Annotated in this window: 12 protein-coding genes; 6 read left to right on the plus strand and 6 right to left on the minus strand. The window is 74.6% G+C overall.

The window, feature by feature from the left end:
• Nucleotides 1-10: 10 nt before the first annotated feature.
• The gene (locus FIP57_RS04415; protein ID WP_162529678.1) at nucleotides 11-1,222 is read left to right on the plus strand and encodes an AI-2E family transporter; all 1,212 of its coding nucleotides are present in this window, start codon (nucleotides 11-13) and stop codon (nucleotides 1,220-1,222) included.
• Here the strand turns inward: FIP57_RS04415 and def are convergent.
• Entirely contained in the window at nucleotides 1,174-1,791 is a 618-nt protein-coding gene (def, locus tag FIP57_RS04420) for a peptide deformylase (RefSeq protein ID WP_148572296.1), read from the minus strand. The two genes, FIP57_RS04415 and def, sit on opposite strands and share 49 nt — an antisense overlap.
• Nucleotides 1,792-1,879: 88 nt before the next feature.
• Between def and FIP57_RS04425 the strand changes: the two genes are divergently transcribed.
• From FIP57_RS04425 to FIP57_RS04435, 3 genes are all read left to right on the plus strand, one after another.
• The gene (locus tag FIP57_RS04425; RefSeq protein WP_148572297.1) at nucleotides 1,880-3,226 is read left to right on the plus strand and encodes an acyl-CoA dehydrogenase family protein; all 1,347 of its coding nucleotides are present in this window, start codon (nucleotides 1,880-1,882) and stop codon (nucleotides 3,224-3,226) included.
• Nucleotides 3,226-4,434 (plus strand): acyl-CoA dehydrogenase family protein, encoded by a 1,209-nt coding sequence (locus FIP57_RS04430; protein ID WP_148572298.1) that lies wholly within the window; start codon nucleotides 3,226-3,228, stop codon nucleotides 4,432-4,434. The genes FIP57_RS04425 and FIP57_RS04430 overlap by 1 nt, the downstream gene beginning before the upstream one ends.
• A 92-nt stretch (nucleotides 4,435-4,526) precedes the next feature.
• Nucleotides 4,527-5,360, plus strand: coding sequence for an SDR family oxidoreductase (locus tag FIP57_RS04435; RefSeq protein WP_148572299.1), 834 nt, complete (start codon nucleotides 4,527-4,529; stop codon nucleotides 5,358-5,360).
• 190 nt (nucleotides 5,361-5,550) lie between these two features.
• Here the strand turns inward: FIP57_RS04435 and galK are convergent, their stop codons facing one another.
• Nucleotides 5,551-6,669 (minus strand): galactokinase, encoded by a 1,119-nt coding sequence (gene galK / locus FIP57_RS04440; RefSeq protein WP_148572300.1) that lies wholly within the window; start codon nucleotides 6,667-6,669, stop codon nucleotides 5,551-5,553.
• A gap of 50 nt (nucleotides 6,670-6,719) precedes the next feature.
• Between galK and FIP57_RS04445 the strand changes: the two genes are divergently transcribed.
• Entirely contained in the window at nucleotides 6,720-8,159 is a 1,440-nt protein-coding gene (locus FIP57_RS04445) for a GuaB1 family IMP dehydrogenase-related protein (RefSeq protein WP_148572301.1), read from the plus strand.
• A gap of 4 nt (nucleotides 8,160-8,163) precedes the next feature.
• Here the strand turns inward: FIP57_RS04445 and FIP57_RS04450 are convergent, their stop codons facing one another.
• Together FIP57_RS04450 and FIP57_RS04455 are read right to left on the minus strand one after the other, a co-directional pair.
• A complete protein-coding gene (locus FIP57_RS04450; RefSeq protein WP_238993305.1) occupies nucleotides 8,164-8,901 on the minus strand; it encodes a LysR family transcriptional regulator substrate-binding protein in 738 nt (245 codons plus the stop codon).
• Nucleotides 8,808-9,299, minus strand: a complete 492-nt coding sequence (locus FIP57_RS04455; protein WP_238993277.1) for a nitroreductase family deazaflavin-dependent oxidoreductase — start codon at nucleotides 9,297-9,299, stop codon at nucleotides 8,808-8,810. The genes FIP57_RS04450 and FIP57_RS04455 overlap by 94 nt, the downstream gene beginning before the upstream one ends.
• A gap of 55 nt (nucleotides 9,300-9,354) precedes the next feature.
• Between FIP57_RS04455 and FIP57_RS04460 the strand changes: the two genes are divergently transcribed.
• Complete coding sequence (locus FIP57_RS04460; protein ID WP_148572302.1) at nucleotides 9,355-10,860, plus strand: FAD-dependent oxidoreductase; 1,506 nt, start codon at nucleotides 9,355-9,357, stop codon at nucleotides 10,858-10,860.
• Here the strand turns inward: FIP57_RS04460 and FIP57_RS04465 are convergent.
• The gene (locus tag FIP57_RS04465) at nucleotides 10,857-12,647 is read right to left on the minus strand and encodes a selenocysteine-specific translation elongation factor (RefSeq protein ID WP_148572303.1); all 1,791 of its coding nucleotides are present in this window, start codon (nucleotides 12,645-12,647) and stop codon (nucleotides 10,857-10,859) included. The genes FIP57_RS04460 and FIP57_RS04465 overlap by 4 nt on opposite strands.
• An 11-nt stretch (nucleotides 12,648-12,658) precedes the next feature.
• Nucleotides 12,659-13,993 (minus strand): L-seryl-tRNA(Sec) selenium transferase, encoded by a 1,335-nt coding sequence (gene selA, locus FIP57_RS04470; RefSeq protein WP_148572304.1) that lies wholly within the window; start codon nucleotides 13,991-13,993, stop codon nucleotides 12,659-12,661.
• Nucleotides 13,994-13,998 lie beyond the last annotated feature (5 nt).

The raw sequence follows: 13,998 nt of genomic DNA on the forward strand, positions 1-13,998 counted from the left end.
AGGTGGTCCCGTGACCACGCAACCGCTGACGGGCCGACCCTCCCGCGAACGGGTCATCGGGCAGGGGCTCACCTGGCTCGCCTGGTGGAGCATCAAGTGGGTGGCGATCGCGGCGGGCGCGGTGCTTCTCGGGCTCGTGATCCGGGAGACGTGGACGATCCTGCTGCCGATCTTCCTGGCGCTGATCCTCACCTCGGTCCTGGAGCCGCTCTCCGGTCTCTTCGAGCGGTACACGAAGTTCCCGCCGGCACTGGCGGCCGCCGCGGCGCTGCTGACCGGGATCGGCGTGCTCGTCGGCAGCGCGGTGGCACTGGCCCCGAGCGTCGTGAGCCAGGCGGACGACATCGCGAAGGACGCCTCGAGCGGTCTGCAGGAGCTCCAGGAGTGGGTGCAGCGCAACGAGCTGGTCACCGAGGCGCAGATCGAGAACGGGATCCAGACGGCGCAGGAGCGGCTCACCAGCAGCGCCGACGCGATCGCCGGAGGTGTCCTGGGCGGCATCGGCGCCGTGGGCTCCGGGGTCGTCACCCTGGTCCTCACGCTCCTGCTGACGTTCTTCTTCCTCAAGGACGGCCGGAAGTTCCGGCCGTGGGTCCGGTCGTTGACCGGACCGCGCGCCGGGCCCCACGTCTCCGAGGTCCTCGGCCGGTCGTGGGGAACGCTCGGTGGCTTCATCCGCACCCAGGCGCTGGTCAGCCTCATCGACGCGGTCTTCATCGGCATCGGGCTGCTCGTCGTGGGCGTTCCGCTCGCGGTGCCGCTGGCGGTGCTCACCTTCTTCGGTGGCTTCGTCCCGATCGTCGGTGCGTTCGTGGTCGGCGCGATCGCCGTCCTCGTCGCGCTGGTGTCGGTCGGATGGGGCGGCGCGCTGGTCGTGCTCGCGATCATCGTCGGGGTGCAGCAGCTGGAGGGCAACGTGCTCCAGCCCTGGCTGCAGTCACGGGTGATGCAGCTGCACCCGGTCGTCGTGCTGCTCGCGGTGACGCTCGGCTCCACGCTGTTCGGCATCGTCGGCGCGTTCCTCGCGGTGCCCGTGGTGGCGGTCTTCGCGGTGCTGCTGCGCTACCTCAACGACGTCGTGACGGAGCAGAGCGCCCCCGTCGAGCCGGCCGAGTCGCCGGAGGGGGAGCCGCACGAGGCGGCGTACGAGAACACCGAGGAGACCGAGACGGGTCAGCTGGACCCGTCGGAGGAGGGCTCCGCCGGCCACCCCGGCGGGTAGTCCTCCGCCGCAGCCTCCATCTGCTTCGCCAGCTTCTTGTACGCGCGGCGGTTGAGCCGGTCCCCGAAGACCGTCCCCTTGCAGTGGTCGGTCTCGTGCTGGAGGCACCGCGCCAGGAGCCCCGTCCCGGCGTACCGGACCGGAGTGCCGTCGAGCCCCTGGCCGAGCACCTCGGCGTAGTCGGGGCGCGGGCACGACACGAAGGCGCCGGGGAAGGACAGGCACCCCTCCTCGCCGTCGTCGAGCCGCCGTTCCTTGCCCTCCGGCACGACCACCTCCGGGTTGCAGACCACACCCGTGTGGCGCACCCCCTCGTCGTCGGGGCAGTCGAAGACGAACACCTGGCGGTCCACACCGATCTGGCAGGCGGCGAGGCCGACCCCGTCGGCGGCGTACATCGTCGCGGTCATGTCCGCGACCAGCGCCCGCAGCTCGTCGTCGAACTCGGTCACCGGCTCGTTGACCCGGTGCATCACGTCGGTGCCCCAGCGGGTCATCGGCCGCACGGTCCCACCGGTGGGGAGGTCGCTGCTGGTGGGGGCGGACGGCTCGGGCGCGGAGGTCGACATGCGGTCAATCGTAGGAGGCGGCCCGATGTGACGCCGGTCTCACCGGTGCCGTGTGGCGCAGTGTGTAACTCAGAGTTACATTGGAGCCATGTCGACCACCACCTCGCACCGCCGGCGTGGCCTCGCCGCCACCGAGAAGGCCGACCCGATCGGCCTCGCCGTCGCCGCCCTCAACCGGCTCGCACAGAGCCCGGCCCTCGACCGGTTCGGGCTGCGCAGGACCGCCGAGAAGGCCGTCTACAGCGCGACGAAGTCGGGGTTCCGGACCGTCGGGGCGGTGAGCCGCCAGTTCGCCCGCGCGGGGTCCGGGCGGACGGGCAACCGCGTCGCGCCCGCCAAGGCAACGGGGGTCTTCGACCTCACGCCGAGCGAGGACGAGCAGATGCTCGTCGACGTCGTCACCGAGTACGCCGCCGAGGTGCTCCGCCCTGCCGCGGCCGACGCGGACGAGGCCTGCGAGCCGCCCGTCGACGTGCTGAAGGCCAGCCTGGAGATCGGCATCCCCATCCTGGGCGTTCCCGAGGAGCTGGGGGGGATCGCCGCCGAGCGGTCCGCCGTGGCCGGGACGCTGGTCGCCGAGGCGCTCGCGAAGGGCGACATGGGGCTCGCGCTCGCGGTGCTCGCCCCGGGCTCCGTCGCCACCGCGCTCTCGCTCTGGGGGAGCGAGGAGCAGCAGGCGACGTACCTCCCGGCCTTCACCGGGGACGACGTCCCCGCCGCCGCGGTGGCGCTCGCCGAGCCCCGGCCGCTCTTCGACCCGCTCTCGCTCCGCACCACCGCCACCCGCAAGGGCGACGGCTACGTGCTCTCCGGCGTCAAGTCCGGCGTGCCGCGCGGCGCCGACGCCGAGCTCTTCGTCGTCGGTGCCGAGCTCGACGGGAGCCCGCGCCTCTTCCTCGTCGAGTCGTCGAGCGCCGGGCTCTCCATCGAGACCGACCCGTCGATGGGCGTCCGGGCCGCCGGGGTCAGCCGGCTCGTGCTCGAGGACGTCGAGGTGGGGTCGATCGCGCTGCTCGGTGACGAGGCGACCTACGTCGAGGCAATCCGGCTGGCCCGGCTCGGTTGGTGCGCGCTCGCCGTCGGCACCGCCCAGGCGGTGCTCGACTACGTGGTCCCCTACGTCAACGAGCGGACCGCCTTCGGCGAACCGATCAGCAACCGCCAGTCGGTGGCGTTCATGGTCGCCAACATCGCGATCGAGCTCCAAGCGATGCGGCTGGTGACCTACAAGGCCGCCTCGCGCGCCGCCCAGGGCAAGCCCTTCGGCCGCGAGGTCGCGCTGGCCCGTCGCCTCTGCGCCGACAAGGCGATGCAGATCGGGCTGGACGGCGTGCAGCTGCTCGGCGGCCACGGGTTCGTCAAGGAGCACCCGGTGGAGCGGTGGTACCGCGACCTGCGGGCCGTCGGCGTCATGGAAGGAGGGGTCCTGGTCTGATGATCAACCTCGAGACACCCAGGAAGCACAAGGCGCTGGTCGGGCAGGCGCACCAGGTCGCGATGAACCTGCTGCGGCCGAACAGCCGCAAGTACGACAAGGCCGAGCACGAGTACCCGGTCGAGCTCGACATGCTCGCCGCGATGGTCGACGGGCTCTCCGAGTCCGGCGCCTCCGAGGGCGCCGGCGCTGCCGGCGTGAAGCGGGAGGACGCGACCGACGACGGCGTGCGCAACGGCGCCAACATGGCCTCGGTCCTCTCCATCCAGGAGATGTGCTGGGGCGACGTCGGGCTGCTGCTGTCGATGCCCCGCCAGGGGCTGGGCAACTCCGCGATCGCGTCGGTCGCCGACGCCGAGCAGCAGGAGCGGTTCAAGGGCGTCTGGGCGAGCATGGCGATCACCGAGCCGGGCGTCGGCTCGGACTCGGCGAACATCCGCACCACCGCCGTGCTCGACGGCGACGAGTACGTCATCAACGGCGAGAAGATCTTCGTGACCTCGGGGGAGCGGAGCGACGCCGTCGTCGTCTGGGCGACGCTCGACCGGTCGCTCGGCCGGGCGGCGATCAAGTCGTTCGTGGTCCCCAAGGGGACGCCGGGCATGACCGTCGAGCGGCTCGAGCACAAGCTCGGGATCAAGGCCTCCGACACCGCGACGATCCGGTTCGAGAACTGTCGGGTGCCGAGGGAGAACCTGCTCGGCTCCCCGGAGGTCGACACCAAGCAGGGGTTCGCCGGCGCGATGGCGACCTTCGACAACACCCGACCGCTCGTCGCCGCGATGGCCGTCGGGTGTGCGCGGGCCTCGCTCGAGCTGACCCGCCACCTCCTGGAGGGAGCCGGCGTGGTCATCGACCACGACCGGCCCGCCACGACGCAGTCCGCGGCGGCCGCGACGTACCTCCAGCTCGAGGCGGAGTGGGAGGCGGCCCACCTGCTGACCCTCCAGGCGGCGTGGATGGCCGACAACCGCAAGGCGAACTCCCTCGAGGCCTCGATGGCCAAGGCGAAGGCGGGGCGCGTCGGCAGCGAGATCACGCTCCGGTGCGTCGAGCTCGCCGGGACGGTCGGCTACAGCGAGCAGGACCTGCTGGAGAAGTGGGCGCGCGACTCCAAGATCCTCGACATCTTCGAGGGCACCCAGCAGATCCAGCAGCTGATCGTGGCGCGCCGGATCCTCGGGAAGAGCTCGGCCGAGCTGAAGTAGCCGGACCGCACGGGACCGGCCCTCCACGCCGCACGGGGGTGGCGTGGAGGGCCTCCCCGGAACAGGCACGGCCGGAGCCGCGTTGTCCCCGCATGACCACTCTCGGCATCACCGGTGCCACCGGCCACGTCGGCGGTCGCACCGCGCGGCTCCTCGCCGACGGCTCCCGGCCCGTGCGCCTCCTCGTCCGTGACCCGTCCCGGGCCCCCGACCTGCCGGGCGCCGAGGTCGCCACCGCGGTGTACGGCGACCCCGCCACCGTGGACGCGCTCCGCGGGCTCGACGTCGTGCTGATGGTCTCGGCCCACGAGTCCGACGACCGGGTCGCCGAGCACCGGACGTTCGTCGAGGCCGCCGTGGAGGCCGGGGTGCGCCACCTCGTCTACACCTCGTTCGTGGGCGCCTCCGACCGCACCGGCTTCCTGCTCGGGCGGGACCACGGCGCGACCGAGGGGATCATCAGGAGCAGCGGCCTGGCCTTCACGTTCCTCCGTGACAACTTCTACGCCGAGGTGTTCGCGGACTTCGGCGGCGAGGACCGCGTGATCCGGGGGCCTGCGGGCGACGGACGGGTCGCCGCGGTCTCCCGTCGCGACGTCGCCGAGGTCGCCGCGCTGGTCCTGCGCGACCCCGACGCGCACGCAGGGGCGGTCTACGACCTGACCGGGCCGGAGGCTCTCACCCTCCACGAGGTGGCGGCGGTGCTCGCCGACGTGACGGGACAGTCGCACTCCTACGTCGACGAGACGATGGACGAGGCACGGGCCAGCCGCGCGTCGTACGGTGCCCCGGACTGGCTCGTCGACGCCTGGATCAGCACCTACACCGCGATCCGCGACGGCGAACTCGAGGCGGTGAGCGACGACGTGCCCCGGCTCCTCGGCCGGCCCGCGACCTCGTTCGCGGAGGCGGTCGCGGCGCTGTAGCCGTCATGCGAGCGGCGCGGACGCTTCCCGCTGCTGCCACGCGCGGTTCACCCGGACGCCACCCCGCCGCGCCACGGTGGAGCCATGAGGATCCAGCTCGTCACCCTGTTCGGGCTCGCGACCTACCTGGTCTGGACGACGACGTTCGCCGGCGCGCTCGCCGGCGTCGTCCCGTTCCCGTGAGCCGCTCCTAGGACCGCCCGACCTCCACCACGGCGCCGTCTGACGCGGTGCCGTCGAGGAAGCCGGGCTCGGCCAGCCCTGCGTCGGCGAAGGCGGCGGTGACCGCGTCACGCACCGTGTCGCCCAGCCCCGCCGGCACCAGGGCGATGGCCGAACCGCCGAACCCGCCGCCGGTCATCCGCGCGCCGAGCGCACCCGCGTCGAGCGCAGCCTCCACCGCGACGTCGAGCTCGCGGCAGGAGACCTCGTAGTCGTCGCGCAGCGACGCGTGGGAGGCGGTCATCAGCCGGCCGAACCCCTGCCAGTCGCGGGCCTCGACGGCGTCGAGCGCCTGGCCCACCCGCACCTCCTCGGTGACGACGTGGCGGACGCGGCGCCGGACGACCGGGTCCAGCAGCCGCTCGACCGCGTCGGCACCTGCCGTCGCCAGCCTGGTGACGCCGAGCTCGGCGGCGGCTGCGTCGCAGGTGCGACGCCGGTCGGCGTACTCGCCACCGGCGTGCGAGTGCTCGGCCCGGGTGTCGATGACGAGCAGCTGGCCCTCCGGCTCCCAGGGGACGAGCCGGTGCGACCCTCCGGCGGGATCGACGACCAGGGCGTGGCCCGCCCGGGCGAAGACCACCGACGTCTGGTCGAGCGCGCCGGTCGGTGCGCCGACGTAGTCGTTCTCCGCGCGGACGGCGGCCGCCACCAGCTCCTCGCGCGACGGCGTCGCTCCGGCCGCGTCGGCGACGGCGAGCCCGGCCGCGCACTCGAGGGCAGCCGAGCTCGACAGCCCGGCCCCGAGCGGCACGCGGCCGTCGACCAGCACGTCGTAGCCGGTGCCGGCCAGCCCGAGGGCCTGCACCACCCCGACGACGTACGCCGCCCAGCCGCCGACGTCGGGCGCGTCGACGGCCACCTCCATCCGGTCCGGGGACTGCTCGCTCACCAGCACCAGCCGGCCGTCGGTGCGGGGCGCCACCGCCACGTAGGTGCGCACCGGGAGCCCGATCGGCAGCGACCGGCCCCCGTTGTAGTCGAGGTGCTCACCGATGAGGTTGACCCGCCCCGGGGCCGAGGCGACCGACTCGGGGTCGCGCCCGAAGGCGCGGCTGAAGGAGCTCATGACCGTCTCGACCACCATCGGGCCAGCGTAGGGGCGGGGGTGTCGGCGTCCCCGCCTACGCTTGTCGGGTGCAGTTCCTCGACGACGCGCGGATCCCGCCCTACGACCTGACCTACGACGACGTCTTCATGGTGCCGAGCCGCTCCTCGGTCGCCTCGCGCGACGACGTCGACCTCTCGACCTCCGACGGCACCGGCGCGACCCTGCCGCTCGTGGTCGCCAACATGACCGCGGTGTCCGGCCGGCGGATGGCCGAGACGGTCGCCCGGCGTGGCGGCATCGCGATCATCCCCCAGGACATCCCGGGGCCCGTCGTCGCCGAGGTGGTCGACTGGGTGAAGCGGCGCCACCTGCTGTTCGACACCGCGATCGTCCTCGACCCCCACCACACCGTGGCCGACGCGCTGGCACTGATCCCGAAGCGGTCGCACCGGGCGGCGGTCGTCGTCGACGACGGCCGCCCGGTGGGCGTGGTGACCGAGGACGACTGCCGCTCGGTCGACCGGTTCACCCAGGTGCACGAGGTGATGAGCAGCCACGTCAACACCCTGCCCGACGACATCACGCCCCGCGAGGCCTATGAGCGGCTCGACTCCGCACGCCGCCGGGTGGCCCCGGTCGTCGACGCGGACGGCCGGCTCGTCGGCGTCCTCACCCGCACGGCCGCCCTGCGGGCGTCGCTCTACACACCGGCGGTGGACGCCCACCGACGGCTGGTCGTCGGCGCCGCGGTCGGGGTCAACGGCGACGTCCTCGGGAAGGCCAAGGCGCTGCTGGCCACCGGTGTGGACTGCCTGGTCCTCGACACCGCCCACGGCCACCAGGACCGGATGCTCGAGGCGCTGCGCGCGGTGCGGGCGCTGGAGCCGGCGGTCCCCGTCGTGGCGGGCAACGTCGTCTCCGCGGCGGGCGTCCGCGACCTCGTCGAGGCGGGCGCGGACATCGTGAAGGTCGGCGTCGGCCCCGGGGCGATGTGCACCACGCGCATGATGACCGGCGTGGGCCGGCCGCAGTTCTCCGCCGTGCTCGAGTGCTCCCGGCAGGCCCGGGAGCTCGGCGCCCACGTCTGGGCCGACGGGGGAGTGCGTCACCCCCGTGACGTGGCCCTCGCGCTGGCCGCCGGGGCGAGCGCGGTGATGATCGGCTCCTGGTTCGCCGGCACCCACGAGTCGCCCGGTGACCTCCACGAGGACGCCGACGGCCGGCGCTACAAGGAGAGCTTCGGCATGGCGTCGGCGCGGGCGGTGCAGCGGCGGACCTCCGCCGAGTCGTCGTTCGACCGGGCCCGCAAGGGGCTCTACGAGGAGGGGATCTCCACCAGCCGGATGTACCTCGACCCCCAGCGTCCTGGCGTGGAGGACCTCATCGACGCGATCTGCGCCGGGGTGCGGTCTGCGTGCACCTACGCCGGGGCGCGCAACCTCGCGGAGTTCGAGGAGCGGGCGGTCGTCGGGTTCCAGTCGGCCGCCGGGTTCCACGAGGGGCGGCCGCTGCCGGCGGGCTGGTGACCGCTCAGCGCCGGCGCCCGCGAGGGTTCCGAGGTTGCCGGGGCCGCTGAGCCGACCGGGGCTTCCTGGGTTGCTTGGGCTGCCTGGGTCCCCCGGATGGCTCGGGCTGCTCGCCGCGGGAGCTGCGGGCCGTCCGTCCCCGCACCACGCCGACCAGCTCCTGGGTCAGCTCGTCGTCCCGCTCGACCAGCCAGGCCAGCGCGACCTGGGAACCCTCGACGCCGTCGACCGGCACCGCCACCACGTCGCGGCGGTGGTGGAGCCGGGCGACCGACATCGGGAGGACCACGACACCGGTGCCGCCCGCGACCGCCTCCACGGCCTCCTTCGCGGTCACCTCGGCGAGGGACCAGTGGTGCTCGTCGGCGAGCTCGGCGACGTCGATCGAATCGAACGCGGACACGACGTGGTCACGGGGGACCACGACGACCGGCTGCTCGACGTAGAGCGGCACCACGTGGAGCCCGGCAGGGTCGACGGGGAGCCGGACGAGGCTCATGTCCGCACGCCCCTCGTGCAGGACCTGCGTCTGCTCGACCTCCTCGACGAGGAGCGTCTCGAGCGGCTCGGGGCGACGCTCGCGCCACCGGCGTACCCACTTGTCGGGGGTGACCCCGGGGACGAACGCGACCCGCAGCCCGGCGGTGCTCAGCGTGGCTCCAGGACCACGACGGGGATCTCGCGCTCGGTCCAGGCCTGGTAGCTGGCGAAGTCCGCGTAGAGGTCGACCAGCATCGGCCAGAGCCGCTCGCGTTCGGCAGGCGTGACGACCCGCGCCCGCACCCGGCGGAGCTCGGGGCCGACCTGGACCTGGGTGTCGGGGTGCGGGAGCAGGTTGCGGTACCACTGCGGGTGTGTGGACATCCCGCCCTGCGAGGCCACGACGACCAGGTCGGGGCCGTCGGCGAGGTAGAGCAGCGGCACCGTGAAGCGGGTGCCGGAGCGACGGCCGACGTGGTCGAGGAGCAGCGTGGGCACGGGCTTGCGGAACCCGGCGCCGATGCGCCACTTCCCGCCGATCCGGCCGTTGGTGCGGCGGTAGAGCCAGACCTGCGCGCGTCCGCCGTGCTTCAGCACCTTCTTGACCACGGGGGCGTCGATCTGCGCCGGCCGTGGCTTGAGGCGGGGTTCCGTCGGCACCCCGCCATCCTGGCAGGGCGGCATACCGCGGACCGGCGCGGGTACGTCGGCGACCATGACCTCCCTCTGGCTCGACCGGCCCCTGGAGCAGCACGACGACGCGTTCCCCGACGACACCTTCGACGACGTCGTGGTCGGCGCCGGGCTCACCGGGCTCACCACCGCGGTGCTCCTGGCCCGCGCCGGACGGCGGGTCGGCGTTCTCGAGGCGCGCCACGTCGGTGCCGTCACCACCGGCCGCACGACCGCCAAGGTCAGCCTGCTGCAGGGCACGAAGCTGTCCGGCATCCTCCAGTCGCACCCCGAGAGCAAGGCTCGCGCCTACCTCGACGCCAACACCGAGGGGCTGGCTTGGCTGCGCCGGTTCTGCGCCGACCACGGCGTCGACGTCCAGCACCGCGACGCCGTGGTGTTCGCCCACGACACGAGCGAGATCAGGGCGGTGCGGTCCGAGCACGACGCCGCGAGGTCCGTCGGGCTCGACGTCCGGTGGGAGGACGACCTCGGGGTGCCGTTCCCGCACCACGGCGCCGTCGTCCTCGCCGACCAGCTCCAGCTCGACCCGGTGGAGCTCCTGCTCGCGCTCGTCGCCGAGCTCCGGGCGCACGGCGGGACGGTCCACGAGGGGCAGCGCGTCGTCACCGTCTCCCGGGCCGGCAAGCCCTGCCTGGTGCTGGAGACCGGCCGCCAGGTCTCGGCCGACAACGTGGTCCTGGCCACCGGCATCCCGGTGCTGGACCGGGCGATGACGTTCGCGAAGGTCGAGCCCAAGCGGTCGTACCTTCTCGCGTTCCGCGGGGTGCCGGCGCCCGAGGGGATGTACCTCTCCGCGGGCTCCTCGGCCCGCTCGGTCCGCGACGTCCCGACCCAGGACGGCACGCCGGCGTTCCTGGTCGGCGGCAGCGGCCACACGGTCGGCCGCACGCGCTCGGAGCGGCGCCACCTCGACGAGCTCCGGGAGTGGACCGCCGAGCACTTACCGGGGGCGGTGGAGACGCACGCCTGGTCGGCGCAGGACTACTCGCCGTACGACGGGCTGCCGCTGCTCGGAAAGCTGCCGCTCGGGCTCGGCCGCATCCACTACGCGACCGGCTACGACAAGTGGGGGATGACGAACGGGGTCGCGGCGTCGCTCGCGATCGCCGCCGAGCTGCTGGGCGGCGAGGCGCCCGGGTGGGCCCGCGCGTTGGACCGGCGCGTGCCGACCCCGCGCGCGGCGCTGCACGTCGGGATGCTCAACGCGGGGGTGGGGCTCGCCGAGACGACGTCCACGCTCGAGGCGATTACGTCCTCGCTGCCCGACGACGTCGAGGAGGGCACCGGCGTGGTCGGACGCGAGGGCGTCGTGCCGACCGGGGTGGCGAAGGTCGACGGCCGCACGTGCAAGGTGGCCGCGATCTGCACCCACGTCGGCGGCACGCTGCGGTGGAACGACGCCGAGCGGTCGTGGGACTGCCCGCTGCACGGCTCGCCGTTCGCCCCCGACGGCTCGGTGCTCGAGGGGCCGGCGACGCGACCGCTGCAGCGGCGCGACTCGGGCGAGGCGTCCGGCTCGGCCTAGGAGCCGCCCTTCCCGGTGACCGAGCGGCGGTCGTCGGGGTGGCGGTGGGTGTACCCGAGCCGGTCGAGGTGCTGCAGCAGCGGGAGCACCACCCGGCGGGTCGTGTCGAGCCGGCTCCGCGCCTCGCTGGTCGTGAACGGCTGGGGGAGCGCCCTGAGCTCCTCGACCGCCCGCCGGTCGGCCCCGGGGGCGAGCACGATGCCGTCGCCGAGGTGCAGCAGCCGCCCCGCCTTGGCGGCGGCGACGACGCCCCGGGGCTGGAGCCCGACCTCGCGGAGCCGGTCGGCGGTGGGCGCGAGGAACGGCCGCGCCTCCAGCTCCTCCAGGAGCCGGCCGACCGCTTCGCGCAGCGGCGCGGGGAGCGTGTCGGCCGGCGCCGTGCTCCGCGACGTCACCCGGCCGTCGACCACCCGCAGGGGCGGCGTCACGAGGGAGGCGACGAGCTGGGGCGACGGCAGCCCGAGCCGTTCGGCGAGCGAGACGAGGGTCAGGCCGGGACCGTCGTCGCCGTTGGAGGCCTCGTGCTCGGCGACGACCTCGCCGAGCCGCGCGCGCAGCCCGGCAGCCCGCCGGTCGCCGAGGAGCCAGCCGTCGGTGGGCCGGAGGTCGTGGGTGGGCACGCCGAGCGCCCGCAGGAGGTCGACGTGGACCAGCCCCCGTCGGGCGACCTCCGCAGCCGCGTCGGGCACGCCGGTGGCCGCACCCAGGTCGTCGGCCCGTGCCCGGGCGGCGCCGCGGCGCTCCAGCTTCGGGGGCGCGGGGTCGAGGACCGTCACGCCCCAGAGCAGCCGGCTCCCGGGATCGCGCAGCAGGGCCCGGTCACCGATCCGCAGCGGGAGCGCACGCTCCAGCGTCAGGCGGGCGAGCCCGTCGGTGGCACCACCCAGCGGCCGGAGGTACGCCGGGACCGCGACGCTGCCGACGTGGAGCAGCGGCCGGCGGGGTGGACCGGGGGACTCCTCGGACGTGGCGGCGGGGGTGAGCCGGACGTCGACCGCACCGGTGAAGTGCCACGCGTCGGGGGTGACCAGCACGTCGTGGCGCGCGAGACGGCCGCGCACGTCACCGCCGAGGTTGAGCGCCACCCGTGCCACGCCGGACACCTCCGGGGCGTCGCGGCCGAGGGACTGGACACCCCGCACACGGACGACCTCGCGGCCGTTGGTCAACCGGTCTCCGGTCGCGACGGTGCCGGCGGGCAGCGTGCCGGTCACCACGGTCCCGGCGCCGCGGACCGTGAACGCCCGGTCGACCCACAGCCGCACGTCGGCGTCGGGCTCCGGCTCCGGGAGCGCCCGGACCATCGCGACGAGCTCGGCGCGGAGCTCGTCGAGCCCGTCGCCGGTCCGGGCGCTCACCGCGACGACGGGGGAGCCGGCCAGGCCGGTGCGCGCGATCTCGGCGGCGGCGCGCGCGGCCATCGGCGCGGGGTCGGCGAGGTCGGACCGGGTGACGGCGACGACACCGTGGCGCACCCCGAGCGCGTCGAGCGCGGCCAGGTGCTCCGCGGCCTGCGGCATCCACGGGTCGTCGGCAGCGACCACCAGCAGCGCAGCGGGGACGGGACCGACGCCGGAGAGCATCGTGGCCACGAACCGCTCGTGGCCGGGCACGTCGACGAACGCGAGGACACCCGCACCGGGCAGCGTCGTCCAGGCGTAGCCGAGCTCGATCGACAGCCCGCGCGCGTGCTCCTCGGCGAGCCGGTCGGGGTCGGTGCCGGTCAGGGCCCGCACCAGCGTGCTCTTGCCGTGGTCGACGTGACCGGCGGTGGCGACGACGTGCACCTGCTCCGCCCTCAGCCCTCTCCGACGGCCTGGGACGCGACGGCCGCGGCCCGGCGTACCGCCTCGACGAGGGCGTCGTCGGCCTCCTCCGGGAGCGCCAGCAGGTCGAGCAGGAGCCGGCCTCGCTCGACGTGGCCGACGACCGGCAGCGTCCCGGTGCGCAGCGGCGCTGCCAGTGCTTCGGGCAGCACCACGGCGGCGCTCGGCAGCTCGACCTCGGGGGCACCGCCACCGCCGACCGCACCGGTGGACCGCTCCGCGGAGGCCGCCACGACCGGGGCCAGCCGGCCGGCGATCCCCTCCGCGCGGCGCAGCAGGACCGCGGCGTCGGTGTCGAGGGCCTCGAGGACCGGCGGCGTCGGCCCGGTCAGGGTCGCCTCGAGCGCGGCGAGGGTGAGCTTGTCGACCCGGAGGGCGCGGGCCAGCGGGTGGCGCCGCACCTGGTGGACGAGGTCGGCGCGGCCGAGCAGCAGGCCTGCCTGCGGTCCGCCGAGCAGCTTGTCGCCGGAGGCGGTCACGAGCGCCGCCCCGGCGCGGAGCGTGCGCGCCGCGTCGGGCTCGTCGGGGAGCCGCGGGTGCGGCGCCAGGAGCCCCGAGCCGATGTCGGCGACGACCGGGGCCGGGAGGGTCGCGAGCTCTTGCACCGGCACCGACGAGGTGAACCCGCGGACGACGAAGTTCGACGGGTGCACCTTGAGGACGAAGGCGGTCTCGTCGGTGATCGCAGCCTCGTAGTCGGACCGCCGCACCCGGTTGGTGGTGCCGACCTCGCGGAGGCGGGCGCCGACGGACTCCACGAGCTCCGGGATCCGGAACCCGTCGCCGATCTCCACCATCTCGCCGCGCGCGACGACCACCTCGCGCCCCTGCCCGAGCGCGCAGGCGACCAGCGCGAGGGCGGCGGCGCCGTTGTTGACCACGTGCACCGCGCCGGCGTCCGGCACCGCGGCGGCCAGCGCGTCGAGTGCCGACCTGCCCCGCCGGCCGCGTGCGCCGGTCTCCAGGTCGAGCTCGACGTCGGTGGCGCCGGCGGCGACCTCCATCGCGGCGACCGCGGCGGAGGACAGGGGCGCGCGGCCGAGGTTGGTGTGCACGACGACGCCGGTCGCGTTGAGCACCGGCCGCATGGCGGTCGCGGTGGCCGGCAGGGAGTCGAGCACGTCGTCGACCGCCGCGGTCGGCGGCACCTCGCCCGCGCGGCACCGGGCCAGGGAGGTCGTGACGGCGCGCTTCACGATGCGGTGGCCGAGCCTCCCGATCGCGTCCTGGAGCCGGGGGTCGGCGAGGACCGTGTCGGTCCGCGGCGTCGCGCGACGCGGGTCGGTCGTCGTCGGTCTGCCGTCCACGCCGG

It is taken from the genome of Nocardioides caldifontis, from assembly GCF_008087345.1.
GTDB classification, from domain to species: domain Bacteria; phylum Actinomycetota; class Actinomycetes; order Propionibacteriales; family Nocardioidaceae; genus Marmoricola_A; species Marmoricola_A caldifontis.

What these genes read in the sequence shown, in the direction of transcription:
- def (WP_148572296.1), bottom strand. Translation starts at nt 1,791, where the DNA reads ATGTCGACCTCCGCGCCCGAGCCGTCCGCCCCCACCAGCAGCGACCTC.
- galK (WP_148572300.1), bottom strand. Translation starts at nt 6,669, where the DNA reads ATGGTGGTCGAGACGGTCATGAGCTCCTTCAGCCGCGCCTTCGGGCGC.
- FIP57_RS04430 (WP_148572298.1), top strand. Translation starts at nt 3,226, where the DNA reads ATGATCAACCTCGAGACACCCAGGAAGCACAAGGCGCTGGTCGGGCAG.
- FIP57_RS04435 (WP_148572299.1), top strand. Translation starts at nt 4,527, where the DNA reads ATGACCACTCTCGGCATCACCGGTGCCACCGGCCACGTCGGCGGTCGC.
- FIP57_RS04425 (WP_148572297.1), top strand. Translation starts at nt 1,880, where the DNA reads ATGTCGACCACCACCTCGCACCGCCGGCGTGGCCTCGCCGCCACCGAG.
- FIP57_RS04460 (WP_148572302.1), top strand. Translation starts at nt 9,355, where the DNA reads ATGACCTCCCTCTGGCTCGACCGGCCCCTGGAGCAGCACGACGACGCG.